We start from the raw sequence: 2785 nt of genomic DNA, 5'->3' as shown, positions 1-2785 counted from the left end.
CCGAGAATAATAATGTCCTCGGGGTTCACTGTAAAGTGATAAATTCAATTAAATGACTCGTTTGCTCAACATAACATCACCATGCTGTTTTTTTAACGGTTTACACCACATGGCGTACGTTAAAACCAGTAAATGTGTTTTATTAACGCTAAGTCATTTAATTTGGTTCTTATACTTAAACCTATCTACTCAAATAAAAATAGCTCAAGCCAAGTCTACTCAAACCCAATTGACTTAAACCAAAAGGCTTGACAGTTTTAGACTGCTTCTTTGACATTATCGATGTGCTTGTTTCGATCAGTTTCAGTCAATAATCCTTTGATCAAACTGAAGCAAGCTAAAAGTAAGATAATAGTAAATGGCAACGCTGCAATAATTGTTATCGACTGTAGAGCTTGAATTGATTGAGTACCACCAATCCACAGCATTACCATAGCAATGGCACCAGAAATAAAGACCCAAACTACTTTCTGTCGATCAGGCACTTCTAACTTACCACCTGCAGTCATGCCATCAATCACAATTGAGCCTGAATCTAATGTCGTCACAAAGAAAACAATAATTAGTGCGATTGCGATAAGCGATAATATATTTCCGAGTGGGTAAGCTTCTAACATGTAGAACAAACTCAAAGATACGTCAGCAATACCTTGATCTATACCTAACTGCCCCACTTTATCAATCACTTGTTGAATAGCGATACCGCCAAAAATAGACATCCACGCTGATGTCACCGCTGTTGGTATTATCAATACACATAAAAGGAACTGACGAATAGTGCGCCCCTTAGATATACGTGCCACGAACATACCAAAGAAAGGAGCATAAGCGACCCACCAGGCCCAGTAGAAAACGGTCCAACCATGTAACCATGTGGTATCTTCTCGACCAGAAGATTGACTCAAAGGAATGATATTTTTAACGTAACCTGTAAGTGCGGTAGCGACTGAATCTAGTACCGTTGTGAAATTCAGCACGGCAATGAAGATAATAAAGACAAAGGCAATAACCATATTAAGGTTACTTAAAAATTTTATACCTCCATTCATCCCTCTAAGCACAGAGACTATGGCTAATCCCATGATCAACATAATAATGAATTGCTGAAGAAAGAGATTATTTTCAAGGCCAAACACATGGCTGATACCACTTGCAGCTTGAGTTCCGCCTAAACCGAGCGAAGTAGCTAAACCAAACAGAGTCACCAGCACAGTTAATACATCAATGACATCCCCTGTTTTGCCCCAAACCTTATCGCCTAGTAACGGATAGAACACCGAGCGCATCGATAAAGGCAGACCTTTGTTATAAACAAAATAAGCAAGACAAAGCGCAGTCATGCCATAAATGGCCCACGCATGAAAACCCCAGTGAAAAACAGTCGCCCCTAATGACACTTCACGTCCTTCAGGGGTAAATGGGTCAACATTTAACGGGGTGCCAAACCAGTTGGTATAAAATGCAGTTGGCTCAGCCACACCCCAAAAGATCAAGCCTATGCCCATACCAGCAGCAAATAACATGGCTATCCAGGATACCAAGGAATAATCAGCCTTGGCTTTATCACCACCTAAACGAATTTTCCCTAAAGGTGAAAACGCAATTGCGACTGCAAGCAGCAGCATTATGTTTGCGCCCCACATGAAAAGGAAATCGAAATTAGATAGTACTGCGCCTTTTACTGAATCGATGGCAGCTTTGGCATCCGCTGGGGAAAGTGCTAATAAGGTGATGATGAAGAGAAGAGAGAGCCCGACTGAAGCGGTAAAAACTGTGTTGTGAACATCCATGCCCAATTTAGTCACATTATCCTGTCCGATTTGATAATCTGTAGATTCAATGCTGTATTTGTTTGATTTAAAACTCATAAATTATGATGTTCGCATATCCGGTTTCACGAATACAAAAGACAACTCCATTTTGCTTAATAGTTGATTAGCTAACCGTACCAGTAAAACTCATGTGCTACCCACTATATAAGGTGAGTAAAGGCTATAAGCTGAATCCCAAGCTTGTGATACTAGCATAAAGGCCACACCTAAACGTTGATGTATGCCCACGAATGCCAAAGAACAGATAATTAGACCAAATACAGAGAGTAAAAAGCACACTATAAATAGCGGACTTTTCTTAAATATGGCGGAAATATATCGTATTTTTGAAAGAGGAACCCACGTTAATGCGCTACAAACCTTTTAATTCTCTTGCCGAACTCACTCAATTTCCATATTTAGAAAAGCCCGCTACTTTAAGTAGCGGGCTTTTCTAAATATGGCGGAGATATAGCGTATTTTTGAAAGAGGAACCCTACATTGATGAACTACAAACCTATGTTGTTTTATATATTAAATTCTAGATAGCAAAAAGCCCGCTAATAAATTATCGGGCTTTTCTTAAATATGGCAGAGAGATAGCGTATTTTTGAAAGAGGAACCCTACGTTAATGCGCTACAAACCTTTTCAGTGAAACTTAATATTCCACAAAGCAAAAATCCCGTTACTTTGCAGTAACGGGATTTTCTAAATATGGCGGAGAGATAGCGTATTTTTGAAAGAGGAACCCTACATTGATGAACTACAAACCCATGTTTAATTATAAATACACAAGAACGAAAAAAGGCTCATCATTTCTGATGAGCCTTTCGTCTTTAATATGGCGAAGAGATAAGGAGTTGAACCCTACATTGATGAACTACAAATCTATGTTGTTTTATATATTAAATTCTAGATAGCAAAAAGCCCGCTAATAAATTAGCGGGCTTTTCTAAATATGGCGGAGAGATAG

General features: G+C 39.0%; 1 protein-coding gene. It reads right to left on the bottom strand.

All coding sequences use genetic code 11. The features are described from left to right. Nucleotides 1-257: 257 nt before the first annotated feature. Nucleotides 258-1868 carry a BCCT family transporter gene (locus BCU84_RS20015; protein ID WP_102529801.1) on the bottom strand — a complete coding sequence of 537 codons (1611 nt, stop codon included), beginning with the start codon at nucleotides 1866-1868 and terminating at the stop codon, nucleotides 258-260. Between the last annotated feature and the right edge of the window lie 917 nt (nucleotides 1869-2785).

The organism is Shewanella sp. 10N.286.51.B7 (assembly GCF_002873615.1).
Taxonomy (GTDB): Bacteria; Pseudomonadota; Gammaproteobacteria; order Enterobacterales; family Shewanellaceae; genus Shewanella; species Shewanella electrodiphila.
This window is presented reverse-complemented; position numbering and strand designations above follow the sequence as displayed.

Coding starts and splice junctions, on each gene's coding strand:
- BCU84_RS20015 (WP_102529801.1), bottom strand. CDS start 1,868: ATGAGTTTTAAATCAAACAAATACAGCATTGAATCTACAGATTATCAA.